This is a genomic window from Streptomyces sp. NBC_00663 (assembly GCF_036226885.1).
Classification (GTDB): Bacteria; Actinomycetota; Actinomycetes; order Streptomycetales; family Streptomycetaceae; genus Streptomyces.
This window is the reverse complement of sequence record NZ_CP109027.1, coordinates 2,591,091-2,617,046: the sequence shown is the minus strand read 5'-3', so window position 1 is coordinate 2,617,046 and position 25,956 is coordinate 2,591,091. Positions and strand designations below refer to the sequence as shown.

Annotated in this window: 26 protein-coding genes; 12 read left to right on the top strand and 14 right to left on the bottom strand. The window is 71.1% G+C overall.

Annotation, left to right across the window (positions count from 1 at the left end; genetic code table 11):
• Positions 1–2: 2 nt before the first annotated feature.
• Positions 3–947: a hypothetical protein gene (locus tag OG866_RS11680; RefSeq protein WP_329334004.1), complete on the bottom strand. Its 945-nt coding sequence runs from the start codon at positions 945–947 to the stop codon at positions 3–5.
• 80 nt (positions 948–1,027) lie between these two features.
• On the opposite strand from OG866_RS11680, the gene OG866_RS11675 reads away from it, so the two are divergent.
• From OG866_RS11675 to OG866_RS11655, 5 genes are all read left to right on the top strand, one after another.
• Positions 1,028–1,222 (top strand): DUF3046 domain-containing protein, encoded by a 195-nt coding sequence (locus OG866_RS11675; RefSeq protein WP_329334003.1) that lies wholly within the window; start codon positions 1,028–1,030, stop codon positions 1,220–1,222.
• A gap of 60 nt (positions 1,223–1,282) precedes the next feature.
• The gene (locus OG866_RS11670) at positions 1,283–2,536 is read left to right on the top strand and encodes an AI-2E family transporter (RefSeq protein WP_329334001.1); all 1,254 of its coding nucleotides are present in this window, start codon (positions 1,283–1,285) and stop codon (positions 2,534–2,536) included.
• A 361-nt stretch (positions 2,537–2,897) separates the two neighbouring features.
• Positions 2,898–4,025 (top strand): recombinase RecA, encoded by a 1,128-nt coding sequence (gene recA, locus OG866_RS11665; protein WP_329333999.1) that lies wholly within the window; start codon positions 2,898–2,900, stop codon positions 4,023–4,025.
• Positions 4,026–4,029: 4 nt separating this feature from the next.
• The gene (gene recX / locus OG866_RS11660) at positions 4,030–4,941 is read left to right on the top strand and encodes a recombination regulator RecX (protein ID WP_329333998.1); all 912 of its coding nucleotides are present in this window, start codon (positions 4,030–4,032) and stop codon (positions 4,939–4,941) included.
• Positions 4,942–5,480: 539 nt separating this feature from the next.
• Positions 5,481–6,464 (top strand): sugar ABC transporter substrate-binding protein, encoded by a 984-nt coding sequence (locus OG866_RS11655; RefSeq protein ID WP_329333996.1) that lies wholly within the window; start codon positions 5,481–5,483, stop codon positions 6,462–6,464.
• 63 nt (positions 6,465–6,527) lie between these two features.
• Here the strand turns inward: OG866_RS11655 and OG866_RS11650 are convergent, their stop codons facing one another.
• The 8 genes from OG866_RS11650 to OG866_RS11615 form a co-directional block, all read right to left on the bottom strand.
• Positions 6,528–6,956, bottom strand: coding sequence for a rhodanese-like domain-containing protein (locus tag OG866_RS11650; protein ID WP_329333994.1), 429 nt, complete (start codon positions 6,954–6,956; stop codon positions 6,528–6,530).
• The gene (locus OG866_RS11645; protein WP_329344050.1) at positions 6,953–7,453 is read right to left on the bottom strand and encodes a cysteine dioxygenase; all 501 of its coding nucleotides are present in this window, start codon (positions 7,451–7,453) and stop codon (positions 6,953–6,955) included. Before OG866_RS11645 ends, OG866_RS11650 begins: the two co-directional genes overlap by 4 nt.
• A gap of 132 nt (positions 7,454–7,585) precedes the next feature.
• Positions 7,586–7,672, bottom strand: coding sequence for a putative leader peptide (locus tag OG866_RS11640; protein ID WP_313960178.1), 87 nt, complete (start codon positions 7,670–7,672; stop codon positions 7,586–7,588).
• 123 nt (positions 7,673–7,795) lie between these two features.
• Positions 7,796–9,400, bottom strand: coding sequence for an FAD-dependent monooxygenase (locus tag OG866_RS11635; RefSeq protein ID WP_329333993.1), 1,605 nt, complete (start codon positions 9,398–9,400; stop codon positions 7,796–7,798).
• Positions 9,401–9,600: 200 nt separating this feature from the next.
• On the bottom strand, positions 9,601–10,503 hold the full coding sequence (locus OG866_RS11630) for an amino acid ABC transporter permease (protein ID WP_329333991.1): 903 nt from the start codon (positions 10,501–10,503) through the stop codon (positions 9,601–9,603).
• The gene (locus tag OG866_RS11625) at positions 10,500–11,174 is read right to left on the bottom strand and encodes an amino acid ABC transporter permease (protein WP_329344048.1); all 675 of its coding nucleotides are present in this window, start codon (positions 11,172–11,174) and stop codon (positions 10,500–10,502) included. The genes OG866_RS11630 and OG866_RS11625 overlap by 4 nt, the downstream gene beginning before the upstream one ends.
• 99 nt (positions 11,175–11,273) lie before the next feature.
• Positions 11,274–12,116, bottom strand: a complete 843-nt coding sequence (locus tag OG866_RS11620) for a glutamate ABC transporter substrate-binding protein (RefSeq protein ID WP_329333989.1) — start codon at positions 12,114–12,116, stop codon at positions 11,274–11,276.
• Between the two features lie 64 nt (positions 12,117–12,180).
• Positions 12,181–12,957: an amino acid ABC transporter ATP-binding protein gene (locus OG866_RS11615; RefSeq protein WP_329333987.1), complete on the bottom strand. Its 777-nt coding sequence runs from the start codon at positions 12,955–12,957 to the stop codon at positions 12,181–12,183.
• A gap of 286 nt (positions 12,958–13,243) precedes the next feature.
• Between OG866_RS11615 and OG866_RS11610 the strand changes: the two genes are divergently transcribed.
• Complete coding sequence (locus OG866_RS11610) at positions 13,244–13,930, top strand: response regulator transcription factor (protein ID WP_329333985.1); 687 nt, start codon at positions 13,244–13,246, stop codon at positions 13,928–13,930.
• Between the two features lie 9 nt (positions 13,931–13,939).
• On the top strand, positions 13,940–15,316 hold the full coding sequence (locus OG866_RS11605; RefSeq protein WP_329333983.1) for a sensor histidine kinase: 1,377 nt from the start codon (positions 13,940–13,942) through the stop codon (positions 15,314–15,316).
• A 16-nt stretch (positions 15,317–15,332) separates the two neighbouring features.
• Here OG866_RS11605 and OG866_RS11600 read toward each other — a convergent pair whose 3' ends face one another.
• Entirely contained in the window at positions 15,333–16,322 is a 990-nt protein-coding gene (locus tag OG866_RS11600) for a TAXI family TRAP transporter solute-binding subunit (RefSeq protein ID WP_329333981.1), read from the bottom strand.
• 186 nt (positions 16,323–16,508) lie between these two features.
• Between OG866_RS11600 and OG866_RS11595 the strand changes: the two genes are divergently transcribed.
• Positions 16,509–16,940, top strand: a complete 432-nt coding sequence (locus tag OG866_RS11595; protein ID WP_329333980.1) for a MazG nucleotide pyrophosphohydrolase domain-containing protein — start codon at positions 16,509–16,511, stop codon at positions 16,938–16,940.
• 199 nt (positions 16,941–17,139) lie between these two features.
• Here the strand turns inward: OG866_RS11595 and OG866_RS11590 are convergent, their stop codons facing one another.
• On the bottom strand, positions 17,140–18,357 hold the full coding sequence (locus OG866_RS11590; RefSeq protein ID WP_329344046.1) for a cation:proton antiporter: 1,218 nt from the start codon (positions 18,355–18,357) through the stop codon (positions 17,140–17,142).
• 8 nt (positions 18,358–18,365) lie between these two features.
• Positions 18,366–18,851, bottom strand: coding sequence for a cation:proton antiporter regulatory subunit (locus OG866_RS11585; RefSeq protein WP_329333978.1), 486 nt, complete (start codon positions 18,849–18,851; stop codon positions 18,366–18,368).
• 159 nt (positions 18,852–19,010) lie between these two features.
• Between OG866_RS11585 and OG866_RS11580 the strand changes: the two genes are divergently transcribed.
• Positions 19,011–19,949, top strand: a complete 939-nt coding sequence (locus OG866_RS11580; protein ID WP_329333976.1) for a sensor histidine kinase — start codon at positions 19,011–19,013, stop codon at positions 19,947–19,949.
• Positions 19,946–20,596 (top strand): response regulator transcription factor, encoded by a 651-nt coding sequence (locus OG866_RS11575; protein WP_329333974.1) that lies wholly within the window; start codon positions 19,946–19,948, stop codon positions 20,594–20,596. Before OG866_RS11580 ends, OG866_RS11575 begins: the two co-directional genes overlap by 4 nt.
• A gap of 9 nt (positions 20,597–20,605) precedes the next feature.
• On the opposite strand, the gene OG866_RS11570 is transcribed toward OG866_RS11575, so the two are convergent.
• Positions 20,606–21,217 carry a hypothetical protein gene (locus OG866_RS11570; RefSeq protein WP_329333972.1) on the bottom strand — a complete coding sequence of 204 codons (612 nt, stop codon included), beginning with the start codon at positions 21,215–21,217 and terminating at the stop codon, positions 20,606–20,608.
• A 91-nt stretch (positions 21,218–21,308) separates the two neighbouring features.
• Positions 21,309–23,450 carry a PI-PLC domain-containing protein gene (locus tag OG866_RS11565; protein WP_329333970.1) on the bottom strand — a complete coding sequence of 714 codons (2,142 nt, stop codon included), beginning with the start codon at positions 23,448–23,450 and terminating at the stop codon, positions 21,309–21,311.
• Between the two features lie 100 nt (positions 23,451–23,550).
• Here OG866_RS11565 and miaB point away from each other — a divergent pair, with 100 nt between their 5' ends.
• Both miaB and OG866_RS11555 read left to right on the top strand, forming a co-directional pair.
• Positions 23,551–25,077 carry a tRNA (N6-isopentenyl adenosine(37)-C2)-methylthiotransferase MiaB gene (miaB, locus tag OG866_RS11560; RefSeq protein WP_329333968.1) on the top strand — a complete coding sequence of 509 codons (1,527 nt, stop codon included), beginning with the start codon at positions 23,551–23,553 and terminating at the stop codon, positions 25,075–25,077.
• 85 nt (positions 25,078–25,162) lie between these two features.
• A complete protein-coding gene (locus OG866_RS11555) occupies positions 25,163–25,876 on the top strand; it encodes a class III extradiol dioxygenase subunit B-like domain-containing protein (RefSeq protein WP_329333966.1) in 714 nt (237 codons plus the stop codon).
• Positions 25,877–25,956: the final 80 nt, after the last annotated feature.

Genomic DNA, 25,956 nt, shown 5'->3' with positions numbered 1-25,956 from the left:
GCCTAGCCGATCGAGCGGCCGTACGCCCTGAGGGTGCGCAGTGCCTCGATCGTGACCACCGGGCGGGCTTCCAGAGCGGAGCCTGGCGCCCATTGGCGCCAGCGGACGGGCCAGCCGCCGTCCTCCTGTTGGGCGGCCGCCAGGAAGTCCAGGGAGCGCTCCATCTCCTCGTCCGTGAACCACGCGCGCGCGAGCGAGTACGGCGTCCTGGCGTAGTCGTGCGGGAAGTGGTGCTCGCCCGGGGCGTAGCCGGGAGAGACCGGGTGGGTGTCGAGGCGCTCCGGCTCCAGGACCGCGAGGCGGGTCTCGCGCACCAGGCGGCCCAGCCGGTCCGCGGCCGCCTCCGCGCGCGGGCGGTCGGGAGCGGAGTCCAGGAAGGCCACGGCCGCCTGGACCTCGTACGGATGCGACTGCCGCAGGGACTCGACCGCGTGCCAGCAGAAGTCCGTGGCGCGGAACAGCCAGGCGTGCCACACCTCGTTGCGGTGCAGCAGGCCGACGACCGGGCCGGTGGCGAGGAGTTCGCTGGGCGGGTCGTCCACGATCGGGATGAAGGGAGCCGTGGGGTAGCCGCGCTGGCTGGGGTGGATCGCCGGCAGGGCGCCGTCCGCGGTGGAGACCGACGTCAGATAGCGGCACACACGTTCCACCCGCTGGCCGCCGCAGCGTCCGATGGCGTCCAGGACGCGGAGAGCGTGCCCGGCGTGCAGGGGCTGGCTGACCGGGCCGCGCAGATCGGGCTCCAGGGCGTGGCCGTAACCGCCGTCCTCGTTGCGGTACGCGTCCAGCGCGGTCTCCACCGGGTCGGCGTCGCCGTTCAGGAAGTGGTGGGCGAAGAGGCGTTGTTCCAGCACGCGCGCGGTGAGCCAGACGAAGTGCTCGGCGCGGAAGAGCGGGGAGTGCGCCGGGGGCGTCGGGGGGAGTGGGGAAGCTCCTGTTTCGGCCATGCGTCAGACCGTAGGACGGAAAGCGGTCTCGGCAAGCGGTCCCGGCCGAGGCCCACTCTCAGGGGCGGGATACTGGGGTCATGCGGTTGACGGTCTTCTGGCAGCGGATGGCGGACCATTTCGGTCCCGGGTACGACGACACCTTCGCGCGCGACCACGTCATGACGGAGCTCGGCGGGCGCACGGTGTACGAGGCCCTCGACGCGGGCTGGGACGCCAAGGACGTGTGGCGCGTGGTGTGCGGGGTCATGAACGTGCCACAAGAGAAGCGCTGACCGGTCACGAAGATCGCAGGGGGGCAGCGCATTGTCAGCGGCGTAGGCGAAACTTGCACCGTGGCACCCACTGACGAGACCGACGAGTTCCCCCAGCACGCCTCCCCGTTCGGCACGACACCGCCCGCCCGGCCTCCGGCCGACGGCGGTGCCGGGGCGGACGCGCGCATGCCGCGCTGGCTGCCGCGTGCCGTGGTGCTCACGCTCGGCCTCTACGCCGCCTTCCAGCTGAGCACATGGGCCTTCCACCAGCTCACCGGGCTGCTGATCAACATCCTCATCGCGTTCTTCCTGGCGCTGGCCATCGAGCCCGCGGTGAGCTGGATGGCCTCGCGCGGGATACGCCGGGGGGTCGGCACCTTCCTCGTCTTCCTCGCCGTGATGATCGTGTCCGCCGGGTTCATCACCCTGCTCGGGTCGATGCTCGCGGGGCAGATCATCAAGATCGTCGAGGACTTCCCCGACTACATCGACTCCGTCATCAGCTGGATCAACACGCATTTCCACACCGATCTGAAGCGGATCGACGTCCAGGAGGGGCTGCTCAAGTCCGACTGGCTGCGCAACTACGTGCAGAACAGCGCCACCGGTGTCCTGGACCTGTCCGCCCAGGTCATTGGGGGACTCTTCCAGCTGCTGACGATCACTCTGTTCTCGTTCTACTTCGCCGCGGACGGCCCGCGACTGCGCCGCGCGCTCTGCTCCGTCCTACCGCCCGCCAAGCAGGCCGAGGTGCTGCGCGCCTGGGAGATCGCGGTCGACAAGACCGGCGGCTATCTGTACTCGCGCGGTGTGATGGCGCTGATCTCCGGCGTCGCCCACTACATCCTGCTCCAGGCGCTGGCAGTGCCCAACGCGCCCGTGCTCGCCGTGTGGGTGGGCCTGGTCTCGCAGTTCATCCCGACGATCGGCACGTATCTCGCGGGCGCTCTGCCCATGCTGATCGCGTTCACGGTCGATCCCTGGTACGCGCTGTGGGTGCTGATCTTCGTCGTGGTCTACCAGCAGTTCGAGAACTATGTGCTCCAGCCGAAGCTGACCTCGAAGACCGTCGACGTCCACCCGGCCGTGGCCTTCGGCTCGGTCATCGCCGGCACCGCCCTCCTCGGGGCCGTCGGCGCGCTGATCGCCATCCCGGCGGTCGCCACGCTCCAGGCGTTCCTGGGGGCGTACGTGAAGCGGTACGACGTCACGGACGACCCCCGGGTGCACGGCCACCGGCGCCGGGTGTCGGAGGGGCTGTTCAGGCGCGCGCGTGATCTCTGGGGGCGGCGGTCGGGGGAGCGGGAGCCCGGGGACGGGACCGGTTCCTAGGGGGCGTGGGGATCCGCCGGCCTGGCGTACCGCATCCGGCGCCCGACGCCGCGACCATGTCCGACGTGATCCGGCATGCGGAGCCCGGTGCCCGTTTCATCCCTCTGTCAGCCCTTCGCGGGAACCGGAGACACGGGCTCGGCAGTGCCGCGTGGTGCGCTTGACACCAAAATCGAACATCCATTCTTATGGGAGCTCCGGCACGACTCAAGAGGGGCTCGCGGTGGGTACTTCGGGATGATTTGGGTAGGAAAGTGCCCGAGTTATCCACAGGCCGGACGGGCGTCGGGGCCCATTGTCAGTGGCAGGCGTTAGCGTCTTTCACGTGAAGCGATCGACTCAAGCAAACCGGGTGGAACCCATGGCAGGAACCGACCGCGAGAAGGCGCTCGACGCCGCGCTCGCACAGATTGAACGGCAATTCGGCAAGGGCGCAGTCATGCGCATGGGCGAGCGGCCGAACGAGCCCATCGAGGTCATCCCCACCGGGTCGACCGCACTCGACGTCGCGCTCGGCGTCGGCGGCATCCCGCGAGGCCGCGTGGTGGAGGTGTACGGCCCGGAGTCCTCCGGCAAGACGACCCTGACGCTGCACGCGGTGGCGAACGCGCAGAAGGCGGGCGGCCAGGTCGCCTTCATCGACGCGGAGCACGCCCTCGACCCCGAGTACGCGAAGAAGCTCGGCGTCGACATCGACAACCTGATCCTGTCCCAGCCGGACAACGGCGAGCAGGCCCTGGAGATCGTGGACATGCTGGTCCGCTCCGGTGCCCTCGACCTGATCGTCATCGACTCCGTCGCCGCGCTCGTCCCGCGCGCGGAGATCGAGGGCGAGATGGGCGACAGCCACGTCGGTCTGCAGGCCCGTCTGATGAGCCAGGCGCTGCGGAAGATCACCAGCGCGCTCAACCAGTCCAAGACCACCGCGATCTTCATCAACCAGCTCCGCGAGAAGATCGGCGTGATGTTCGGCTCCCCGGAGACCACGACCGGTGGCCGGGCGCTGAAGTTCTACGCCTCGGTGCGCATGGACATCCGCCGCATCGAAACCCTGAAGGACGGCACGGACGCGGTCGGCAACCGCACCCGCGTCAAGGTCGTCAAGAACAAGGTCGCGCCGCCCTTCAAGCAGGCCGAGTTCGACATCCTCTACGGCCAGGGCATCAGCCGCGAGGGCGGCCTGATCGACATGGGCGTGGAGAACGGCTTCGTCCGCAAGGCCGGCGCCTGGTACACGTACGAGGGCGACCAGCTCGGCCAGGGCAAGGAGAACGCGCGCAACTTCCTGAAGGACAACCCCGACCTGGCCAACGAGATCGAGAAGAAGATCAAGGAGAAGCTGGGCGTCGGCGTTCGTCCCGAGGAGCCCACCGCCGAGCCGGGCGCGGACGCTGCGGTCGCCGCCCCCGCGGACGACGCCGCGAAGACGGTCCCCGCACCGGCGGCGGCCAAGACGGCCAAGACCAAGGCCGCGGCAGCCAAGAGCTGATGCGGTGACTCGGCGAACCGACTGGGCCGAGTACGCCTACCCGGACGCTCCGCGCGAGCCGGGGAGGGGCGCCGGTGGCGCCGAGGCGGCCCAGGGCAGTCACGGGGGGCATGGCAGGGCGTCGTACGGCATGGACGGGGAGTACGGCGGCGGCGCGCCGGGCGACGGCGCGCTGTACGAGGGGGCGCCGACCGAGGGGGAGTGGCCGGAGGGCGGCACCGCCTACGGAGCCGACTCGGGCGGCGACGGCTCGCGCCGGGGCGGCCGACGAGCGCGCGGCGAAGGGGGCTCACGTGGGGGACGTGGGCGCCGTCGGCGCGGCTTCGGGGAACCGCACGGCGAGTCGGATGGAGAGCCGTCCGGTGAGGACGGAGACGTCCCCTCCTCGTCGAGGGCCGAGAAGGGGGAGTCTTCAGGGGACCCGGTGGAGCGGGCACGGGGGATCTGTCTGCGCCTGCTCACCGGGACCCCGCGCACACGCAAGCAACTCGCGGACGCCCTGAGCAAGAAGGGGATTCCCGACGAGGCGGCGGAGGAGGTGCTGTCGCGGTTCGAGGAGGTCGGGCTGATCAACGACAGCGCGTTCGCCGACGCCTGGGTGGAGTCCCGGCACCACGGCCGGGGGCTCGCCCGGCGCGCGCTCGCCCAGGAACTGCGGACCAAGGGCGTGGACTCCACGCTCATCGAGGCGGCCGTCTCCCAGCTCGACTCCGAGCAGGAGGAAGCGACCGCGCGTGAGCTCGTCGACCGCAAGCTGCGTTCCACCCGTGGCCTCGACCGGGACAAGCGCCTGCGCCGCCTCGCGGGGATGCTCGCTCGCAAGGGCTACTCCGAGGGCATGGCCCTGCGGGTGGTGCGGCAGGCGCTCGCGGAGGAGGGCGAGGAGGCGGAACTCTTCGAGGGGGAGGGGTTCTGAGGCGGGCTGCGTGAGATGCGGGGCCCGAGATGCGGGCCCGAGGGGGGCGGGGGCAGGGGGGAAGGTGGCGTGGCATGGGGGAGACGCGAGTCCGTCGAGGGCGCCGGGGAGAGGTGCGGTTCGTGCGCCTTGACTGAGGGGCGGGGAGGGTTGCGGCCCGGCGGCCCGGGCGACTTGGCTGAGGACGGACCGGGCTGGGGTCCGTGAGCCTTGGCCGGGGGCGGGCGGGGGCAGTCGGGGTGGGCGGGGGCGTAGGGCAGGCCCACGTCACGCAGGCCCATGTCACGCAGGTCCACGTCGCCCAGGTCCCTCCTGCGAGGGGGATGTCGGGTGGCGCACCCTTACCTTGCGTCCCGTGGAGGGTGAGCCTCCCCCGTCCGCCGGTACCGTCGGCCACCGTCGCTCGGCGTCTGAGGCCGTGGACCCCATCGTGCCGTCGGCTCACCGCTGACGGTTGGTGAGCCGCGTCCGGACAGCTCGACCGCCGCGTTCCCCCGCACCGTGCCTCAGCACAGCACGTCCTGAAAGGCGGCCCCGCCATGTCCAGATCCGCCCGCTCCCACAGAGCGTTGGTCGCGTCGGTCCTCGGGAGCTGCGGCTGCCTGGTGCTGAGTGGATGCGGGCTTCTCGCGGCGGATGCGGCACCGACGGTCGACGGACCCGTCACTCTGGGGTTCGTCAATGGAGGGTCCACCCGGTTCCATGAGTGTCTCGAGGCGGCCGTCGTGGACACGGCGCTCAACAACAGCGCCCGGATCCACACCGCCGAGTCCCGGCAGGACGCCGCGACCGAGCTGGCCAACATCCAGGACATGATCGCCAGGCACGTGGACGCGCTCATCGTGCAGACCGTCGACGTCGACGCCCTCCAGAAGGACATCGCCAAGGCCAAGAAGGCCGGCGTCCCCATCTTCCTCACCTCGGTCGTCACCGACGACACCACCGACATCCTCGGGGCCGTCGTCGTCGACCTGAAGCAGGTGGGCGCCCTCGACGCGGGCTGGATCGAGAAGGACGCCGCCGGGCAGAAGGTGAACGTCGGTGTCGTCGCCGGTGCGCCAGGCGCGGCCTCCGACCTGCTCGTCGGCGGCTTCAAGGGCGCCCTGCCGGCCAACGCCACGGTGGTGGCCAACAAGCCCGGCATGTTCAGCCCGGCCAAGGCGCGGACGGTCGCCGCGGGCATGCTCGAGGCCCATCCCGACCTCGACTACGTGTTCGTCGCCAGTGAGGAGATGGCCTTCGCCGTCCGTGAGGCCTTCGACGCGGCCGGCGCGAAGGCCGTGAAGATCGTGACCGTCAACGGCACCGACGAGGGGCTGGCCGCGCTGAAGGACGGACGTTTCGCGGCCACGGTCGCCAACTCGGCGGCCGACACCGGTGAGTTGGCGGTGACCAACGCCCTCGCGCTGCTCCGTGCCGAGGGCGATGTGGACAAGGTCGTCACCACCCGGGTCCGTCTGGTGACCAAGGGCACCGCAGACACGGCCCCGCTCTACTGCAACCCCGATCCCGACGCCGACTGAGACCCCGACGTCGACTGAGCCCCGGACACCGACCGGGACACCCTGGCGACGCCACCGCCACGCCTACGCCGACGTGACCGGCAGCCCCGATGCCCGCCACGCCTGGAACCCGCCCACCAGGTCCGTGGCCCGGTGCAACCCCAGTTGGTGCAGGGAGGCGGCCGCCAGGCTGGAGGCGTAGCCCTCGTTGCAGATCACCACGACCCGCAGATCGTGGCTCGTGGCCTCGGGGGCGCGATGGCTGCCGCGCGGATCGAGGCGCCACTCCAGTTCGTTGCGCTCGACGACGAGGGCGCCGGGGATCACCCCGTCCCGGTCGCGCAGGGCGGCGTAGCGGATGTCCACCAGCAGCGCCTCGCCGCGCTGGGCGGCGTCGTACGCCTCCTGGGGCTCGATCCGGTCGTAGCGCTCGCGCACCCGCTCCAGCAACTCGTCGATACCGACGGGCTGTTGGGCCGACTGCGCGCTCTGCCGTTCGTCCGCTCCGCTCACTGCCAGTCCTCCGGGCGCTCCACCTGCTCCAGACGCAGGATCTGCCCCGTCCGGCTGTAGCGGCGGATCTGCGGCAGGGGCGGGTAGTAGGCGTGGACCGAGATCGCGTGCTCGTCCGGGGACTCGTTGAGCACCTCGTGGACGTGGTGCTGTCCGAAGGAGCGCCCCTTGCCGGCCGGCAGTCGCCGTTCCCGGTCGACGCCCTCGGTGAGTTCCAGGGTCTTCCAGCCGTCCGCGGGCAGGCGGGCGGCCAGCGCGTTCTCCTTGAGCTCGCCGGAGGCCGCGACGAAAGCCCCGACGGACTCGGCGTGGTCGTGCCAGCCGGTGCCCGTGCCGGGCGGCCAGCCGATCAGCCAGGCCTCACTCCCGCCGGGCCCCTCCAGGCGCACCCAGGTGCGGCCCTCGGGGTCGAGCGGCAGTGAGGCGATCAGCTCGGCGTCGGCGGCCGTACGCCGTACGAAGTCGAGAAGGTCCGCCTGCGTCGGAGCCGCCGGCATGGCGGCAGACACGGGCGTGGAGACGGAAGAGGGGGAGGGGGAGAGAGACACGGACACCGTCCTGAAAAGCGTTCGCGGAACGCGCGCGACGGCATCACGGGCACGGCACGCGCGGGAGGAGAGGGGTGCGAATCAGCAGGACGGACGACACACGCAGCCCGCATAGCGGACGAGGTCCATATGGACCCTCCGCCACAGGCGCACACAGGTGTCGGTCATGGTGCGGAGTACAGCATGACGGTGCAGAACGGTCAACTCACCGTCACTATGTGGAACGTACGCCCGTGCGAATGCCGTCCCCACCCGGGAGCGACGCCCCCACCGGGGAGCGGCACCCCCACCTCAGCGCGACCCCGCTCCGGCCTCCGCCTCCGCCCTCGTCGGCCCGCCCAGCGTCGCCTCCGCCGCCGCGTACAGGTCGGCGGGACGGACTCCGCTCAGCGCGGTCACGAGGTGGCCGTCGGGACGCACCAGCAGGACGCTGTGCGCCGCTGCCCCCGGATAGCTCTCGGCGACCAGCAGCTCGGCGGTGTGCGGCAGTGCGGTGACGGCGGCGGCCAGCCGGGGCATGACCCCGGCGGTCACCCAGTGCTTGCGCTCCCACACGCCCGTGCCCGGCGCGATGAGTACGACGAGCAGCGTCCCGCGACCGAGCCGGTCCCGGAGTCGTACGAACGAGCCGTCCTCGGCCGTGACCCGTACATCGGCGACCGGCGCCCCCGGAGCCGTGTCGACCGCGACCTCGGCCTCCAGGTGCCGGGGCGCCAGCGGCGAGCCGGTGTACGCCCCCGGCGCACCGAGCGCGCCGCGCCCCAGGTGGCCGTCGGCGAGCAGCGCGTCGTGACCTCGGGCCGAGCCCGGGACGTAGGCGCGCAGTCCGCCACCGCCGCGCAGCAGCGGCAGGGCCTGGTCGGCGGCGCGCAGCCGGGCGGCGACGACGCCACGCCGCTCGGCCTGGTAGCTGTCGAGCAGCGCCTCGTGCGGACCGTGGTGCCAGGCGAGGGTCAGCTTCCAGGCGAGGTTGTCGGCGTCCCTGAGCCCCTCGTCCAACCCCTGGGTACCGAGCGCGCCGAGCAGATGCGCCGCGTCCCCGGCGAGGAACACCCGGCCGACCCGCCAGCGGCGCGCGAGTCGGTGGTGGACGGTGTGCACACCGGTGTCGAGGAGGTCGTACGGCGGTGTGGGGCCCCCTGTCCAGCCCGCGAGGGTCTCCCGGACGCGGGACACCAGCAGTTCGGGCGTGACCAGGTCCTTGCCCGGCGGGAGCAGCCAGTCCAGGCGCCACACCCCGTCCGGCAACGGGCGTCCGGTGACCTCCCCGGCCGAAGGTCCGGACATCCGCCACGGCGGCATCCGATGGAGCAACGCCTCGCCCTCCCACGGAAGTTCCGTGCGCAGCGCGGCGACGGCGTGTCGCTCCACCGCCGTACGGCCGGGGAAGCGGATGTCCTGGAGTTTGCGGACCGTGGAGCGGGGGCCGTCGCAGCCGACCAGGTAACTGCCGCGCCACCACGTGCCCTTGGGGCCGCGCGTGTGTGCGGTGACGCCGGACTTCTCCTGCTCGACGGTGTCGAGACGGCTGTCGACGGCGATCTTGACGAGCGATTCATGGGCGGCGGCCTCGCGGAGCAGGCCGGTCAGGACGTGCTGGGCGATGTGCAGCGGACCGGGCTCCGAGGCGTCCTCGAAGGAGACCTCGCGCATCACCTGCTTGCGGCGCAACGACCGCCATCCGGCCCAGTGGCAGCCCACTCCGTCGAGCGCGACGCCGGTCAGCCGCTCCATCAGGGCGGCGGTGTCCTCGCGCAGCACGACCGTGCGGGCGGGGCGGGGTTCGTCCTTGCCGGGGCCCTCGTCGAGGACGACGGACGGTACGTCCTGGCGGGCCAGAGCCAGGGCGAGCGTGAGCCCGACGGGCCCCGCTCCGACGATGATCACCGGGTCCACGGCGAGGCGCCCCCTGCCCGCGGCGGCGTCCCGGGGGACGTGGGTGAACAGAGGGTTGGAGCAGGGTGCACGATCACAGAACGTATGCAACCCATTGCCGGTGCTTGCGTCAAGTGACGGAGGGCAGTGGCGATCAAGCCACTGCCCTCCGTGTCGTCCCTGTCACTTGACGGAACGTCAGTCACCTTGTTGACGCAACGTCAGGCGGACGCCCCGGTCGCGAAGCCGCCGCCGACCTCACCGGCGTTGATGTCGTCGATGTCGTCCACGCCGAGCACCGCACCGGTGCTCTTCTTGCTCCGCCGCAGCCGCTTCTCCAGCCAGCTCGCGAAGCTGGTCAGGATGAAGTTCACGACGATGTAGATGATCGCCACGATGACGAAGCTCTGGATGACGTTGGCGTAGTTCGCCGCCAGGGTCGCGCGCTCGCTGAGCAGCTCGGTGAAGCCGATCATGACGCCGCCGAGCGCGGTGTCCTTCACGATGACGACGAGCTGGCTGACGATGGCCGGGAGCATCGCGGTGACGGCCTGCGGGAGCAGGATCAGCCTCATCGTCTGGCCCTTGCGCAGGCCGACCGCCTGGGCCGCCTCCGTCTGTCCCTTGGGCAGCGCGAGGATGCCGGCCCGGACGACCTCGGCGAGGACCGCGGCGTTGTACAGCACGAGGCCGGTGACGACCGCGTACAGCGGCCGGTTCTCGGTGCCGACGTCCGTCGAGCGGGCGTAGACCTCGTTGGCGAACAGCATCAGCAGCAGGACCGGGATGGCGCGGAAGAACTCGACCACCGTGCCGGCCACGCCCCGCACCCAGCGGTGGTCGGACAGGCGGGCGATGCCGAAGACCGCGCCCAGCGGGAGGGCGATCACCATGGCGAGCGCCGCCGCCTTGAGGGTCTCGCCGAGGCCCGGCAGGAGGTAGGTCGTCCATGTATCCGACTGGGTGAACGGCTTCCACAGGGACCACTCCAGCTGGCCCTTGTCGTCCAGTGCCGTCCAGACCCACCACGCCAGGAGCAGGAGCAGGACGACGAAGACCACCGAGAGGATCACATTGCGCCGCTTGGCGCGGGGGCCCGGAGTGTCGTACAGGACCGAGCTCATCGCTTCACCGCCAGTCGCTTGCTCAGCCAGCCGAGGATGAGGCCGGTGGGCAGGGTCAGTACCACGAAACCGAAGGCGAAGATCGCGCCGATGAGCAGCGTCGCAGCCTCGTTCTCGATCATTTGCTTCATCAGGTACGCGGCCTCGGCGACGCCGATCGCGGCGGCCACGGTGGTGTTCTTCGTCAGTGCGATCAGCACGTTGGCCAGCGGGCCGATCACCGCGCGGAAGGCCTGCGGCAGCACGATGAGCCGCAGGGTCTGGGTGAAGTTCAGGCCGATCGCGCGGGCCGCCTCGGCCTGGCCCATCGGCACCGTGTTGATGCCGGAGCGCACTGCCTCGCAGACGAAGGCCGCGGTGTAGGCGGTGAAGCCGAGGATCGCCAGCCGGAAGCCCTGGACCTTGAAGTCCGAGGCACCCATCGTCACGTGGAAGATGTCCGCGAGACCCAGCGAGCAGAACAGGATGATGACGGTCAGGGGGATGTTCCGGACGATGTTCACGTAGGCCGTGCCGAAGCCCCGCATGAGCGGGACCGGGCTGACCCGCATCGCGGCCAGCAGGGTGCCCCAGACCAGGGAGCCGATGCCGGAGAAGAAGGTGAGCTTCACCGTCATCCAGAAGGCGCCGAGCAGGGTCGGGTTGTCATAGTCGGAGATGAAGTCGAACACGATGTCCCGCGCTTCCGGGTGGGTGGCGTACGTGGACGGCACGGCGCGCCGCCGCCGACATCGCGGTGGACGGCGGCACGCCGAGGGACCGTTGCGCTGTTACTTGACGATCACGCCGATCTTCGGGGCGGGCTCGTTCTGGTAGTTCGCGGGGCCGAAGTTGTCCTTGACGGCCTTGTCCCAGCTGCCGTCGCTGACCATCTTCTCGAGGGCCTTGTTGATCTTGTCGACGGTCGCGGTGTCGCCCTTCTTCACACCGATGCCGTAGTTCTCGTTGCTCAGCTTGAGGCCGGCGAGCTTGAACTTGCCCTTGTACTGGGACTGGGCGGCAAAGCCCGCGAGGATCGAGTCGTCGGTGGTGACGGCGTCGACGGTGCCGCTCTGGAGGGCCGCGATGCACTCGGAGTAGCCGCTGTACTCCTTGAGGTTGGCCTTCGGGGCGATGGTGTCGTGGACGTTCTGCGCCGAGGTCGAACCGGTCACCGAGCACAGGTTCTTGCCGTTGAGGTCGGTGCCCTTGGAGATGTCCGAGTCCGTCTTGACCAGCAGGTCCTGGTGGGCCAGCAGGTACGGGCCGGCGAAGTCGACCTTCTGCTTGCGCTCGTCGTTGATCGAGTAGGTCGCGGCGATGAACTTCACGTCGCCACGGGCCAGCGCGTTCTCACGGTCGGCGCTCTTGGTCTCGACGAACTCGATCTTGTCGGCGTCGTAGCCGAGCTGCTTGGCCACGTACGTCGCCACGTCCACGTCGAAGCCGGAGAAGGAGCCGTCGGGCTGCTTGAGGCCGAGACCGGGCTGGTCGAACTTGATGCCGACCTTGATCTTGTCGCCGCCGCCGGAACCGGAGCCGCTGTCGTCCTTGTCGTCGCCGCCGCAGGCGGTCGCGGTCAGCGAGAGGACGAGCGCTGCGGCGGCCGCCGCGGTGGCCTTGCGGAGCTTCATGGTGAACATCCTTTGTGTGATGAGATGCGGGCCGTCGAGGCGGTGACGCGGGTCTGACGCGCTGTCAGTGGTGCAGGATCTTGGACAGGAAGTCCTTGGCGCGGTCGCTGCGCGGAGCGCTGAAGAACTGGTCGGGCACAGCTTCCTCGACGATGCGGCCGTCCGCCATGAAGACCACTCGGTTCGCCGCCGAACGGGCGAACCCCATCTCGTGGGTGACGACGATCATGGTCATGCCGTCCCGGGCGAGCTGCTGCATGACTTCGAGGACCTCGTTGATCATCTCCGGGTCGAGCGCCGACGTGGGCTCGTCGAAGAGCATGACCTTGGGGTCCATGGCCAGCGCCCGGGCGATGGCGACACGCTGCTGCTGGCCACCGGAGAGCTGTGCGGGGTACTTGTCGGCCTGGCTGCCCACACCGACCCGGTCGAGCAGGGACCGGGCCTTCTCCTCGGCCGACTTCTTGTCCGCCTTGCGGACCTTGATCTGGCCGAGCATCACGTTCTCGAGCACGGTCTTGTGCGCGAAGAGGTTGAAGGACTGGAAGACCATCCCGACGTCGGCCCGCAGCCGCGCCAGCTCCTTGCCCTCCGCGGGCAGGGGCTTGCCGTCGATGGCGATGGTGCCGGAGTCGATCGTCTCCAGGCGGTTGATGGTGCGACACAGGGTCGACTTACCGGACCCGGAGGGTCCGATGACGACGACGACCTCGCCGCGGGCGATCGTCAGATCGATGTCCTGGAGAACATGCAACGCGCCGAAGTGCTTGTTGACGCTCTTCAGGACGACCAGTTCGCCGGTTGCGGCCACGTCTTCCTTGGCCACCGATACTTCGGTCATCGCTCTAGGGCTCCGTCCTCCTCGGTTTCGGAGGACAGTAGTGACCCCACGCGACCTGCGTCATTACCTTTGAGGGGAATCTGAGCATCACGATCCGATAGCAATCGGACACGTGTCGTAGCAGTTGTGAGCAGGCCGCATATCGGCCGGGTAACGGAAGCGGTCCGCAACCGGAACCCACTTGACGCCGTCCTCTTCCATCAGCGTGACTGCAACGTGCACGCGCGCGCGTGCACGCGTTTTCGTACATCTCGATCGTACGGCTGATGAAGCGAAGGAGGGCCGGATGAGACTGCTCCTCGTCGAGGACGACAATCACGTCGCCGCCGCCCTGTCCGCGGTCCTGGCCCGCCACGGGTTCGACGTGACGCACGCCCGAAGCGGGGAGGAAGCTCTCCAGGCCCTCGTCCCGGAAAGCGACGGCTTCGGCGTCGTCCTGCTCGACCTGGGGCTGCCTGACCAGGACGGTTACGAGGTCTGCGGCAAGATCCGCAAGCGCACCAGCACCCCGGTGATCATGGTCACCGCCCGCTCCGACGTCCGCTCCCGCATCCACGGCCTCAACCTCGGGGCCGACGACTACGTGGTGAAGCCGTACGACACCGGAGAACTGCTGGCCCGGATCCACGCCGTCAGCCGCCGCACCACACACGAGGACGCCCCGGGCGGCGCCGACACCGCGCTGGTCCTCGGGTCGGTCCACATCGAACTGCCGACCCGTCAGGTCAGCGTGGACGGTTCCGTCGTCCAGCTGACCCGCAAGGAGTTCGACCTGCTCGCCCTGCTGGCCCAGCGCCCCGGTGTCGTCTTCCGCCGGGAGCAGATCATCAGCGAGGTGTGGCGCACCAGCTGGGAGGGGACCGGGCGCACCCTGGAGGTCCATGTCGCCTCCCTGCGCGCCAAGTTGCGCATGCCGGCCCTCATCGAGACCGTACGCGGCGTCGGCTACCGACTCGTCGCCCCGTCCTCGTAGCGGGCCCGGGTGCGCACACGACTCCTCCCGCTGCTCATCGTCCTGATGGCGGCCATGCTGCTGGCGCTGGGCATTCCGCTCGGCATCGGCATGGCCTCGGCCCAGCAGCAGAAAGTGGTCGTCGACCGGATCGACGACACCGCGCACTTCGCGGCCCTCGCCCAATACGTGACCGGTCCCGACGACGAACGCCAGGACACGCTGGAGAGCGAACTCGAGAGCTACTACGAGGTCTACGACATCCGTGTCGGAGTCTTCTACCGCACTGATGTACCCATGGCCAACGCGCCGACGACCTGGTTCCTCCCCGAGACGGGCGAGGTGCGCGAGGCGTTCGAGGAGGCGCGGCTCAGCCGGCGCAGCCAGAACCCGCACCAGGTCTGGCCCTGGGAGCGCACCCGGCTCGTCGTCGCCTCCCCGGTCATCCGGGACGGTGACGTCGTCGCGGTCGTCGTCACCGACTCGCCGACCGGGGAGATGCGTTCGCGGATCCTGCACAACTGGCTGGTGATCGGCGCGGGTCTGATGGCCGCGATGCTGCTGGCCGTCGGTGCCGCGCTGCGGCTCACCGGCTGGGTGCTGCGGCCCGTACGCGTCCTGGACGCCACCACGCACGCGATCGCCAGCGGCAGCCTGAAGTCCCGGGTCGCCGCCGCCGGCGGACCGCCGGAACTCCGGCGCCTGGCCCATTCGTTCAACGAGATGGCGGACAACGTCGAGGACGTCCTGGAGCAACAGCGCGCCTTCGTCGCCGACGCCTCCCACCAACTGCGCAACCCGCTCGCCGCGTTGCTGCTGCGCATCGAACTGCTCGCCTTCGAACTCCCGGAGGGCAACAAGGAGATCGCCTCGGTCCAGATGGAGGGCAAGCGCCTCGCACAGGTCCTGGACGACCTGCTCGACCTGGCCCTGGCCGAGCACACCGACGCGGACCTGCGCATCACCGACATCGGCGCGCTGACCGCCGAACGCGTCGCGGCCTGGGCGCCGACCGCCGAGGCGAAGGGCGTACGACTGCTCGGCGACTGTCCGCCGACCACCGCCTGGGCCGACCCGGTCACCCTGTCCAGCGCGCTGGACGCGGTCATCGACAACGCCGTGAAGTTCACGCCCGAGGACGAGTGCGTCGAGGTGGCGGTCTCCTCCAACGGCGAGACCGCCACCGTCGTGGTCACCGACCTGGGCCCCGGCCTCACGGACGAGGAACTCGCGCGCGTCGGCGACCGTTTCTGGCGCAGTGGCCGCCATCAGAACATCAAGGGCTCCGGCCTCGGCCTGTCCATCTCCCGCGCGCTGCTGGCCGCGGGCGGGGGCGCGATCTCGTACGAGCACCATGAACCGCACGGCCTGAAGGTGACGGTGACGGTGCCGCGCAGCGTCGCCTGAGGGCCGGGCCGGGTTACTACGGCTTGACCGAGCGGTAGTAGTTTCGCGCGCCCTCGTGGAGCTGGAGCGGGGAGGTGTAGATCGCCGTACGCAGGTCGACCAGCTGGGCCGAGTGCACCTCGGCGCCGATCTTGTCCCGGCTGCGCAGGACGGTACGGGTCAGCCACTCGGTGAGCCGGGGGTCCAGGTCCTTGCGGGTGATCAGCAGGTTGGAGACCGCGATCGTCGGGACCGAGTACCCCTCCTGGACGTCGTAGGTCGACTCCGGGATGTTGGTGGGGCGGTAGTAGCGCATGGCCGCGCCCTGGGTGTGCAGCTTGGTGATCAGGCTGCTGTCGATCGGCACGAACTTGAAGGACTCGTTCTCCGCGAGCGTCTTCAGCCCGCTGGTCGGCAGCCCGCCGGACCAGAAGAACGCGTCGAACGTACGGCCGAGCTGCGAGGCGTCGTTGATGCCGTACGGCAGCGCCGTGATGTCCTTGTCCGGGTCGATGCCGGCCGCCTCCAGCACCCGGTCGGCGATCAGCCGAACCCCCGACTTGGGCAGCCCCACGGCCACCCGCTTGCCCTCCAGGTCGGCGACCGACCGGATGTCCGAGCCCTGCGGGACGATCAGCTGCACATAGTCGTCGTACAGACGCGCGACACCGCGCAGTCTGCCGGCCTCGGTCGGGTGGTCGAGCGCGTACGTCTCCACCGCGTCGGCCGCCGCGATGGCGAAGTCGGCCTCGCCGGACGCCACGCGCGCGACGTTGTCCTGGGAGCCGGCGCTGGTCTGGAGCTCCACCTTCAGATCGGGCATGTCCTTGGCGAATGCGTCGCTGAGCTGGTTGCCGTACTCCGCGTAGACGCCGCCGCGCGAGCCCGTGCTGAACCTGATCGTGCCGCCCGGAGGCTCCTCGCCCAGCGGGAGCAGCCACCACAGCAGCAGCCCGAAGGCGACGAAACCGGCGGCCGCGCCCTGAAGCGCCCGGCTCCTGCTGATGCGGGGGAACATGCTGGACATGCGCGCGATCCTGCCAGGCCGGACGCGGTGCTGGCCAGGGCGAGGGTCACAGGGGGTGCCGGGAGGGGCGTAAGGAGCAGGACAGGGGAGTCACAGACAGGCGCGGTGGGACCGGCTCGGGAAGCGGGACGGCAGGGTGTGACGCGGGCGCCCGACGGTGTCAGTGGTGGCCGCTAGGGTCGTCGCATGAGTTCTTCGCCCGCCGACCTCGTCCGTGCGTTCCACCTGGCCATGGGGCTCGACGCCCGCAGTACGCCGACCGCGGTGTCGCCGGGGCTGGCCGCCCACCGGGGCGAGTTGCTCGCCGAGGAGGCCGCGGAGGTGGCGGAGGTGTCCGTGGCGGGCCCCCTGGACCGGCTGGCGCACGAACTCGCCGACGTCGTCTACGTCGCGTACGGCACCGCCCTGGTGCACGGCATCGACCTCGACGCGGTCATCGCCGAGATCCACCGCTCCAACATGACCAAGCTGGGGCCCGACGGACGCGTGGCCCGCCGGGCCGACGGCAAGGTCCTCAAGGGGGACCACTACGAGGCGCCGGACGTGGCCGAGGTGCTGCGGCGTCAGGGGTGGGCGCCGGAGGGGATCGCCGGGGTGGGGTCGGAGGGACTGGCCTGACCACCAGCCTGGTCGGGCTTGCGCCGTGTGGTCGGGCTTGCGCCGTGTGGTCGGGCTTGCGCCGTGTGGTCGGGCTTGCGCCGTGTGGTCCGGCTCGCGCCGCCTGCCCCGGCTCGCGCCGCCTGGGCCGGCCGGTGCTGCCCGGTGCGGCTCGTGCCGCCCCCCGCGCTCGGCTCCTCGCCTCTTTCCCCGTCGCCCCTCAGTCCACCACCGACGCCTCCTTCACCGCGGGCTCGTCCTCGCGGGTGTGCCGGCGCTCACGCAGACGCCCGGACCACCGCGACGCCAGTGGTTCCGTGTAGCGCGCGGTGAGGGGCCCGAGGACGACCAGGATCAGGACGTACGCCGTGGCGAGCGGGCCCAGGGACGGTTCGATGCCGGCGCCGACCGCGAGGCCCGCGATGACGATGGAGAACTCGCCGCGGGCCACCAGCGCCCCGCCGGCCCGCCAGCGGCCCTTCTCGGAGATGCCGGCCCGCCGGGCCGCCCAGTAGCCGGTGGCGATCTTCGTCGCGGCGGTGACCAGGGCCAGCGCGAGGGCGGGAAGAAGGACCGGCGGAATGCTCGCCGGGTCCGTGTGCAGGCCGAAGAAGACGAAGAAGACCGCGGCGAACAGGTCCCGCAACGGGCTGAGCAGGGTGTGCGCCCCCTCGGCCACCTCGCCGGACAGCGCGATGCCGACCAGGAAGGCACCGACGGCCGCCGACACCTGGAGCTGCTGGGCGACGCCCGCCACCAGGATCGTCAGCCCCAGCACCACCAGGAGCAGCTTCTCGGGGTCGTCGCTCGACACGAACCGCGAGATCAGCCGGCCGTAGCGGACCGCCACGAACAGCACCAGGCCCGCCGCTCCCAGCGCGATGGCCAGCGTCAGGCTCCCGGCGAGCAGCCCGGCGCCCGCCACCAGCGCGGTGACGATCGGCAGGTAGACCGCCATCGCCAGGTCCTCCAGGACCAGCACACTGAGGATCACCGGGGTTTCGCGGTTGCCGACCCGTCCCAGGTCGCCGAGGACCTTCGCGATGACGCCGGACGACGAGATCCAGGTGACGCCCGCCAGCACGACGGCGGCCACCGGGCCCCAGCCCAGCAGCAGGGCGGCCGCCGCTCCCGGCAGGGCGTTCAGGGCCGCGTCGACCAGCCCCGACGGGTAGTGCGCCTTGAGGTTCGTGACCAGGTCGCCGGCCGAGTACTCCAGGCCGAGCATCAGCAGGAGCAGGATGACGCCGATCTCGGCGCCGGTCGCGACGAACTCCTCGCTCGCGCCGAGCGGCAGCAGTCCGCCCTCGCCGAAGGCCAGCCCGGCCAGCAAGTACAGGGGGATGGGGGAGAGTTGGAAGCGGGCGGCGAACCGGCCTAGCAGGCCGAGGCCGAGGATGATGGAACCGAACTCGATCAACAGGACCGCGGAGTGCACCTGTTCACTCACTCCCGCCCGAGTATCGCGGCGGCGGCGTCGACGCCCTCACGGGTGCCGACGACGATGACCGTGTCCCCGCCCGCCAGCCGGAAGTCCGGCGCCGGGGACGGGATCGCCTCGGCCCGCCGCAGCACGGCGACGATCGACGCGCCCGTGTCGGTGCGCATCCGCGTCTCGCCGAGCAGCCGCCCGTTCCAGTGCGAGGCCGCCGCGACCTCGATGCGCTCGGCGACCAGGCCCAGGTCGGTGGTGTAGAGCAGGCTCGCGCTGTGGTGGGAGGGCATGAGCGCGTCGATCAGCGAGCCCGCCTCCGCGCCGGTCAGCCGCAGCGACTGGGCGCAGGAGTCCGGGTCGTCGGCCTGGTACACGCTCACCGTCCGGGCGCCGTCGCGGTGCGCCACCACGGACAGATGGCGGTGTTCCCGGGTCACGAGGTCGTACTGGACCCCGATTCCCGGCAGCGGCGTCGCCCTCAGGCGCGGTGCAGACACGTTTCTTCCCCTCACGGTCGGTGATCGCGGGTGCCGGATTGGCATGCTGCCATCGCCCCGTACGGTGGCGACATGGGTGGCGTCACGGATATACGCGAGCGGGGAGACAGGCCGAAGCTGGTATGGCCGACATCAGCGGAGAGGGGCGGGAACAGGAACGTGTCGCTGTTCTGGCGGATCTTCTCGCTCAACGCCGCCGGCCTGATCGTGGCCGCCGCGCTGCTGCTGGGCCCGGTCACCGTGTCGACCCCTGTGACCGCGGCCGAGGCGGTGGTCGTGGTCGTCGGCCTCGCCCTGCTGCTGGCCGCCAACGCGCTGGTCCTGCGCATCGGCCTCGCCCCGCTGAAGCGGCTGGGCGGCGCCATGGCCGCCGCCGACCTGCTGCGGCCCGGGGCCCGCGCGACCGTCGCCGGTCCCGCGGAGGCGACCGAGCTCATCACGACGTACAACACGATGCTCGACCGGCTGGAGGCCGAGCGCGCCGCCGGAGCCGGCCGGGCCCTGTCCGCGCAGGAGCGCGAACGCCATCGCATCGCGCGCGAGCTGCACGACGAGGTCGGCCAGACCCTGACCGCCGTCCTCCTCCAGCTCAAACGCGTCGCCGACCGGGCTCCGGAGGAGCTGCGCGAGGAGGTCGGCCAGGCCCAGGAGGCCACCCGCGCGGGCCTCGACGAGATCCGCCGCATCGCCCGCCGCCTGCGCCCCGGTGTGCTGGAGGAACTCGGCCTGGCCAGCGCCCTGCGCTCGCTGGCCGGTGAGTTCAGCGTGCACGGCCTGACGGTGCGTCACCACGTCCCCGGCGGACTGCCGCCCCTGACCGAGGAGTCCGAACTCGTGCTCTACCGGGTGGCCCAGGAGGGCCTCACCAACACCGCCCGGCACTCCGCAGCCGACCGCGCCGAGCTCCGGCTCCAGCCGGTCGGGGACGCTGTCGAACTCCTCGTACGGGACAACGGCAAGGGGCTGGGAGACGCCACCGAAGGGGCCGGGCTACGGGGGATGCGGGAGCGGGCGCTGCTGATCGGGGCGGAGCTGAGTCTGGCGGGGGCGCCGGGTGGGGGAACGGACGTACGACTGCTCGTCCGGGGGAACCGATGACCCCCGTTCGGGTGCTGCTCGCCGACGACCACACCCTCGTACGGCGGGGCGTGCGGCTGATCCTCGACGGCGAGGAGGATCTGACGGTCGTGGCGGAGGCCGGGGACGGGGCCGAGGCCGTCGAGCTGGCACGCGCGCGTGACGTGGATCTGGCCGTCCTCGACATCGCCATGCCCCGGATGACCGGGCTCCAGGCGGCCCGGGAGCTGTCGCGGAGGCTGCCCGACCTGCGGATCCTGATCCTCACCATGTACGACAACGAGCAGTACTTCTTCGAGGCGCTCAAGGCCGGGGCCAGCGGTTATGTGCTCAAGTCCGTCGCGGACCGGGACCTGGTCGCGGCCTGCCGGAGTGCCGTGCGCGACGAGCCGTTCGTCTACCCGGGCGCGGAACGCGCTCTTGTACGGTCGTATCTGGACCGTCTGCACCGGGGCGACGCGCTGCCCGCGCGGGCCGTCACCGAGCGCGAGGAGGAGATCCTCAAGCTCGTCGCCGAGGGGCACACGTCGAAGGAGATCGGCGAGCTGCTGTTCATCAGCACGAAGACGGTCGAGCGGCACCGCGCGAACCTGCTGGCCAAGCTCGGCATGCGGGACCGGCTGGAGCTGACCCGGTACGCGATCCGCGCGGGGCTGATCGAACCCTGACCCGGAGGGTCAGTAGCGCTGTGCCTTCGCGACCACGGCCGTCAACTGCGGCTCGTCCGGCGCGGTGCTGATGGCGAGCGGCTGGGCCTTGCCGCCCGGCTTGAGGTCCTCCGCGCCGACGTACCGGGTCTGGACGACCTTGCCGTCGGGGTCGCGGAACTCGACCTGGACGGCATAGGAAGCGGTCTTGTCCGTGCTGTTGGTGATGTTCACGACCAGGGCGAGCAGACCGGCGGTCTCGGAGCGGGGCTTCCCGGTGAGGGACACGTCGGCGGTGGCGTTGCCCTTGCCGTCGACGTCCTTGAGCGCGTCCTTGGCCGCCTCGTTGGCGCGTTCGGTCTCCGCGTCCACCGAGGCCAGCCATTCCGAGGCCCGTGCGGAGGCCCGCGCGGAGGCGGAGGAGGCCGCCGCCGAGACCGACTCCTTGACGGACTCCTTGACGGAGTCGAGGGCGGACGGGGCGGACCCGGAGAAGGACGCCGTGTCGACCGCGGAAGCGCTGGACGTGGAGCCGTCGTCGCTGTCCGAACTGCACGAGACGAGCGACGCCGCGCTCAGCGCCGCCAGGACGACTCCGGCGATGGCGGTCGCGGTCCGACGCCGTTGGGTGGGATGTGACATGAGGTCCTCTCGGCGGCAGTTGTCACGATTCGTTCCCATCCTGCGGGCGACCGGACGGCCCGGCCACTTCGGCAGGCCCTAATGGCTCGCGCTACCGGTTGGCGTTGAGCGCGTCCACGGCCCCGCGCGCGTCCCCGATCGTCGTGTAGTCGACGGCGACGAAGTTCACCGGCCGGCCCCGCGCCCGCTCGCACTGGTCGACCCGGTCGAGGACGAAGTCACGGGCGTTGACCTCGCCCGCGTCCAGCCGGCTGCCGCCGCCCGCGGTGATGAAGTGGTTGAGCAGGAACAGACGTTTGCCGGTGCCGCCCCGATGGGGCACACAGCTCATCTGGTCGGGGCGCTGGAAGGAGAACGGTGTCTCCATGCCGTAGCGGTAGAAGTTGCGGTACCACGCGGCCGGGCCGTCGGCCTGCTCGGCGAAGACGACCAGCCGCCGGCCGCTGTCGATCATCTCGCCCAGCGTCGGCCAGCTCGCCGCCGGATCCTCGTCCGGCGTGAAGACGAGGTCGGTCAGCCCGGCCCGCGCGAACGCCTCCGCGGTCTCCTCGCCCGAGATCGCGTCCTGCACGATCAGGGTCAGCACCTCGGTCGGATGGTCGCGCATCCAGTCACCGATCTCGCGCAGCTCCGGCACCAGTTCGATCGCCCCGGCCCGGCACACGGCATGACACAGCCACAGCCCCTCCCGGGGCGGGTTGACCCGGTTGACGACGTTGGCGATCAGCGTCCGCTGCTCGGCCGAGAAGTCGGAGTCGTTCAGCCGCGCGGTGATCTCGTCGGGCCGCTCCCAGCGGTAGGTGTCGATCTGGAGGCCGCGCACGCCGTCGTCCAGCTGTGTGGTGATGGCCGGGTCCTGGAGCGGACCGATGAACCGGTCGAGGGTGGTCGACATGGCGTTGTGCGAGGTCAGAAAGGCCACCTCGTCGTACGGCCGGTCGCACAACCGCACGCTGCCTTCGCACCGGCGGGGCGCGGAGGGCGCGGCGAGCGGCACCAGCACGAGACCGGCGAGAGCGAGGGCGCTCGCGCCGGTCGCCAGCGGACGGACGTACGCGGTCGCCGTCCGCGGCCGGGGCCGTACCTGCACCGCCCACCCGAATCCGGCGAGCAGGGCCCCCGCCACCAGCGGGACCAGCGCGCTGCCCAGGGCGGCGACCGTCATGTCGTCGAGGGCCGTGTCCTGGAGGTCGTCGAGGAGGCGGGTGAGACCGCTCGGCCGGTCGGTCGACGGATCGACGAGCCGGCCACCGCCGAGGAGGCGTACGAGGACGACGAACAGCGCGGTGAGCAGGCCACCGGAGGCCAGCGCCCAGCCCAGCAGCATCGGTCTGCGGCCGGGCGCGGGGGACCCGGTGAGCCACAGCGCCACCAGGGCGATGACCAGCAGCGCGGCGGCGACGGCCTCCACGATCCCGAGCCCGACCGCCGTGTAGGGATGGATCCGGTGCAGGCCCGTCAGGTCGAGGGACCGGTCGAGGTTCCAGTCGTCGCCCCCGGCGAGCGTCCGCAGCCGGGCGACCGAGGCATGGGTGCGCTCGGACACCAGCGCGGGTGCCACCGTGGCGAGCACGGTGCCGATGTCCCCGTCGCCCAGGGCCACTTCGACATCCGCCCGCAACGCCTCGCGCCGCTCCTCGGGCAGGGCGGCGAGGACGTGCTCGGCGGCCTTGGCGGCCTGTTCCTCAGTGAGGGGGAGGGCGGGCAGCGAGGCGGGGGCGCGTCCGGCGAGGACGTCCTCCAGGGTCGTCGACAGGTCCGCCGAGAACGCGTCGAAGTCTGGCTCGGTCCGGTTCTGCACGGAGGCGACGAGATCGCCGGAGTAGATCTGCGCCAGGTCGTTGATGTTGTCCAGCACCGGGCGCAGATCGACGGACAGGTCGAGGGGGTCCCGGTCGCCGCGGAGGTATCCGACGACGTTGCCGATCTGCTCGTGCGTGAGCTCCCGGACCGTCTCCGGAGGCAGCACCAGCTTGATGTTGGAGGTCACCACGGCCTCCGGCACCGGCAGCCCGGCCAGCAGGTTCCGGGCCACGGCCGCGGCCTTCGGATCGACCAGGACCTGGTCGTAAAGCCGGTCGTACGCGGACTCCTCGTCCAGCACCGACTGGTAGAACCCCTCCGACACGACCGTGGCACGCGCGGTGGCCGCCACGGCGACGATCAGCGTGCAGAGCACGGCCGTGGCGAAGGCGAGGACGCGCAGCACCCTGCGCGGGGTCACGGGTTCCATGGGCCACCTGCTCCTCATGGTGATCTCGCCCCGCGGATGCCGCACCCCGGGCCCCCGCAGGGCTGCACGAGGCGTTCCCGGGACCGCCTACTCTTGAGGGATGACCATCAGCAGCGACCGGAGCCCGGCAGTGGACGTCTCAGTGCCCAAGACCTACGAAGTCCGTACCTACGGGTGCCAGATGAACGTCCACGACTCCGAGCGATTGTCCGGACTGCTGGAGGACGCCGGTTACGTCCGTGCCCCCGAGGGCTCCAACGGCGACGCCGACGTGGTCGTCTTCAACACCTGCGCGGTCCGTGAGAACGCCGACAACAAGCTGTACGGCAACCTCGGCCACCTCGCGCCGATGAAGACCAAGCGCCCCGGCATGCAGATCGCCGTCGGCGGTTGTCTCGCGCAGAAGGACCGCGACACCATCGTGCAGAAGGCGCCCTGGGTGGACGTCGTCTTCGGCACGCACAACATCGGCAAGCTGCCGGTGCTGCTGGAACGCGCGCGCGTGCAGGAGGAGGCGCAGGTCGAGATCGCCGAGAGCCTGGAGGCGTTCCCGTCGACCCTGCCGACCCGCCGCGAGAGCGCGTACGCGGCCTGGGTGTCGATCTCCGTCGGCTGCAACAACACCTGCACCTTCTGCATCGTCCCGGCGCTGCGCGGCAAGGAGAAGGACCGCCGCACCGGCGACATCCTCGCCGAGATCGAGGCCCTGGTCGGCGAGGGCGTCTCCGAGATCACCCTGCTCGGCCAGAACGTCAACGCATACGGCTCCGACATCGGCGACCGCGAGGCCTTCAGCAAGCTGCTGCGGGCCTGCGGGAAGATCGAGGGCCTGGAGCGGGTCCGCTTCACCTCCCCGCACCCGCGCGACTTCACCGACGACGTGATCGCGGCGATGGCGGAGACCCCGAACGTGATGCCGCAGCTGCACATGCCGCTCCAGTCCGGCTCGGACACGGTCCTGAAGGCGATGCGCCGCTCGTACCGGCAGGAGCGTTTCCTCGGGATCATCGAGAAGGTGCGTGCCGCGATGCCGGACGCCGCGATCTCGACCGACATCATCGTGGGCTTCCCCGGCGAGACCGAGGAGGACTTCGAGCAGACCCTGCACACGGTCCGCGAGGCGCGCTTCACCAACGCCTTCACCTTCCAGTACTCCAAGCGCCCCGGGACCCCGGCCGCGACCATGGAGGGCCAGATCCCCAAGGAGGTCGTCCAGGCGCGCTACGAGCGTCTCGTCGCCCTCCAGGAGGAGATCTCCTGGGACGAGAACAAGAAGCAGGTCGGCCGCACGCTGGAGCTGATGGTCGCCGAGGGCGAGGGCCGCAAGGACGGCACCACCCACCGCCTCTCCGGCCGCGCCCCCGACAACCGCCTGGTCCACTTCACCAAGCCGGACGAGGAAGTCCGCCCCGGTGACGTCGTGACGGTCGAGATCACCTACGCCGCCCCGCACCACCTCCTCGCCGAGGGCGACGTCCTGAACGTGCGCCGCACGCGCGCGGGGGACGCCTGGGAGAAGCGCAACGCCGCCGAGGCGGCCAAGCCGACGGGCGTGCTGCTGGGCCTCCCGAAGATCGGCGTACCGGAGCCGCTGCCGGCGGCTACGGGAGGGTGCGCGGCGCACTGAGGGACGGCGGAGCCCGGCGCCGGTCCCACGGACGTGCTCATCGCGGAGTGACGCGCGGGTGCCGGACGGCGTTACGCTGCCGATCATGCTTGTCGCCGCCGCTGTCTGTCCCTGTCCGCCCCTCCTCGTGCCCGAGGTCGCCGCGGGCGCCGCGCCCGAGCTGGATGCCGCGCGTGCCGCCTGCACGGACGCGCTCGGTGTGCTCGCCGCCGCCCGGCCGGACCGGCTCGTGGTGGTCGGGCCCGCCGAGCCCAGCGGCCGGGGCGTGCACGCGGAGGGCGCGCGGGGTTCGTTCCGGGGCTTCGGCGTGGACGTCGACGTACGGCTGGGCCGGGACACCGGTGCCCCGGCCCCGGGCACGCTGCCGCCCTCGCTCGCAGTGGCCGCATGGCTGCTGGAGAGGACCGCGTGGTCGTACGCCCCGATCGAGGGACTCGGTGTGGGGGAACCACTCGCGGCCGAGCGGTGTATTGAAGTCGGAAGGGACATCGCCGCGCGGGCCGAGCGCGTGGCGCTGCTGGTGATGGGCGACGCCAGCGCCTGCCGCACCCTCAAGGCACCCGGCTACCTGGACGAGCGCGCGGCGCCCTTCGACGCGGAGGTCGCGCGGGCGCTGGGCGCGGCGGACGTGGCGGCCCTGGAAGCGCTGGACACCGAGCTGGCGTACGAGCTCAAGGCGTCAGGGCGGGCCCCCTGGCAGGTCCTCGCGGGCGCGGCCGAGGGGGCGGGGCTCGGCGGGGAGCTGCTGTACGAGGACGCGCCGTACGGCGTGGGGTACGTGGTCGCGGCCTGGTCCTGACGCGCCGCGCGTCTCAGGGCGTACCCGCTCATGAAACGGCGGACGGCCGGGAGCGTGTGCTCCGCGGCCGTCCGTCGATG

Bases quoted from the DNA above. Each gene is read 5' to 3' on its own strand.
- OG866_RS11680 (WP_329334004.1), bottom strand. From the start codon at position 947: ATGGCCGAAACAGGAGCTTCCCCACTCCCCCCGACGCCCCCGGCGCAC.
- OG866_RS11675 (WP_329334003.1), top strand. From the start codon at position 1,028: ATGCGGTTGACGGTCTTCTGGCAGCGGATGGCGGACCATTTCGGTCCC.
- recA (WP_329333999.1), top strand. From the start codon at position 2,898: ATGGCAGGAACCGACCGCGAGAAGGCGCTCGACGCCGCGCTCGCACAG.
- OG866_RS11655 (WP_329333996.1), top strand. From the start codon at position 5,481: ATGTCCAGATCCGCCCGCTCCCACAGAGCGTTGGTCGCGTCGGTCCTC.
- OG866_RS11645 (WP_329344050.1), bottom strand. From the start codon at position 7,453: ATGCCGGCGGCTCCGACGCAGGCGGACCTTCTCGACTTCGTACGGCGT.
- OG866_RS11640 (WP_313960178.1), bottom strand. From the start codon at position 7,672: ATGACCGACACCTGTGTGCGCCTGTGGCGGAGGGTCCATATGGACCTC.
- OG866_RS11630 (WP_329333991.1), bottom strand. From the start codon at position 10,503: ATGAGCTCGGTCCTGTACGACACTCCGGGCCCCCGCGCCAAGCGGCGC.
- OG866_RS11620 (WP_329333989.1), bottom strand. From the start codon at position 12,116: ATGAAGCTCCGCAAGGCCACCGCGGCGGCCGCCGCAGCGCTCGTCCTC.
- OG866_RS11615 (WP_329333987.1), bottom strand. From the start codon at position 12,957: ATGACCGAAGTATCGGTGGCCAAGGAAGACGTGGCCGCAACCGGCGAA.
- OG866_RS11610 (WP_329333985.1), top strand. From the start codon at position 13,244: ATGAGACTGCTCCTCGTCGAGGACGACAATCACGTCGCCGCCGCCCTG.
- OG866_RS11600 (WP_329333981.1), bottom strand. From the start codon at position 16,322: ATGTCCAGCATGTTCCCCCGCATCAGCAGGAGCCGGGCGCTTCAGGGC.
- OG866_RS11595 (WP_329333980.1), top strand. From the start codon at position 16,509: ATGAGTTCTTCGCCCGCCGACCTCGTCCGTGCGTTCCACCTGGCCATG.
- OG866_RS11575 (WP_329333974.1), top strand. From the start codon at position 19,946: ATGACCCCCGTTCGGGTGCTGCTCGCCGACGACCACACCCTCGTACGG.
- OG866_RS11570 (WP_329333972.1), bottom strand. From the start codon at position 21,217: ATGTCACATCCCACCCAACGGCGTCGGACCGCGACCGCCATCGCCGGA.
- OG866_RS11565 (WP_329333970.1), bottom strand. From the start codon at position 23,450: ATGGAACCCGTGACCCCGCGCAGGGTGCTGCGCGTCCTCGCCTTCGCC.
- miaB (WP_329333968.1), top strand. From the start codon at position 23,551: ATGACCATCAGCAGCGACCGGAGCCCGGCAGTGGACGTCTCAGTGCCC.
- OG866_RS11555 (WP_329333966.1), top strand. From the start codon at position 25,163: ATGCTTGTCGCCGCCGCTGTCTGTCCCTGTCCGCCCCTCCTCGTGCCC.